Genomic DNA, 1,243 nt, shown 5'->3' with positions numbered 1-1,243 from the left:
GGGACTGCCCCCGGTTTTGTTGACTCCTTGACCTAGCGAGCTGGTGCTCGTGGAAGGATGTTGACCATGCCCACGGCTTATGGGGCGGAGTTCCGCCAGGATGTTATTGATGTGGCCCGCAAGGGCGAGGCACCGCTGACTCAAATAGCGAAGGATTTCGGGCTGTCGGTCACGACATTGAAGCGCTGGATTGCCATTGCCGATCGGAAGGACGCCGGTGCGGGTCCGGCGCCTGTGGAGTCGGTCGAGATGCGGGAGCTGAAGAAGCGGAACCGCCTGTTGGAGCAGGAAAATGAGATCCTGCGTCGGGCGGCTGCCTATCTGGCGAGGGACATCAACCCAAAATGACCTACCCGCTGGTCACGGATCTTGCCGCCGAGGGGATTCCCGTGGCGGTGACCTGCAGGGTGTTGAAGTTCAGCAAGCAAGGGTATTACCGGTGGAGAACCAACCCGGTGACGGACCGGGACTGGTCGGACGCGCACCTGGTCAATGCCGCGCTGGACATCCACGCCGATGATCCCGCTTTCGGGTACCGTTTCATCGCCGATGAACTCCCGGAGAAGGGTCTAGCGGCGGGTGAGAACAGGGTCCAGCGCCTGTGCAGCGATCATGGCATCTGGTCGGTTTTCTCCAAGAAGCGAGGCCCGAACCGTAGGCCGGGACCACCGGTTCATGATGACCTAGTGGAACGGAACTTCACCGCGACGGTACCGAATGAACTGTGGCTCACGGACATCACCGAACACCCAACTGCTGAGGGCAAGCTCTACCTCTGCGCGGTAAAGGACGTCTACTCCGGCAGGATCGTCGGATACTCGATGGACTCCCGGATGAAGTCCTCACTGGCGGTGGCGGCGTTGGAGAACGCCGTACGAGCACGCCGCCCGGCAGGGACGGTTGTGCATTCAGATCGCGGCTCCCAGTTCCGCTCCCGGCGCTTTGTGGAATCACTGCGTCATCATGGGTTGACCGGGTCGATGGGCAGGGTCGGTGCGTGCGCGGATAACGCCGCGATGGAGTCCTTCTTCTCGCTGTTGCAGAAGAACGTCCTTGACCGTCAGCGCTGGCTCACACGGCAGGACCTGCGGTTAGCGATTACGACCTGGATCGAGCGGTCTTACCACCGCCGGCGAAGGCAGCGACGGCTGGGGAAACTCACGCCCATCGAATATGAAACAATCAACCGGTCCGCACTCACCGCGGCCTAAAACCCCGAGTCAACAAAAGCCGGGGCAGTCCC

1 protein-coding gene is annotated in these 1,243 nt (G+C 61.5%); it reads left to right on the top strand.

The annotated features are described in order from the left end of the window. Nucleotides 1–66 precede the first annotated feature (66 nt). A protein-coding gene (locus tag AC5RV2_RS18135; RefSeq protein WP_494093482.1) for an IS3 family transposase occupies nucleotides 67–1,211 on the top strand; the annotation gives its coding sequence in 2 pieces (ribosomal slippage) (nucleotides 67–343 and nucleotides 343–1,211; 1,146 coding nt in all). Nucleotides 1,212–1,243 lie beyond the last annotated feature (32 nt).

The organism is Arthrobacter sp. Y3225116, assembly GCF_059091245.1.
Note: the sequence above shows the minus strand (reverse complement) of the source record. Positions and strands in the feature narration are given on the sequence as shown.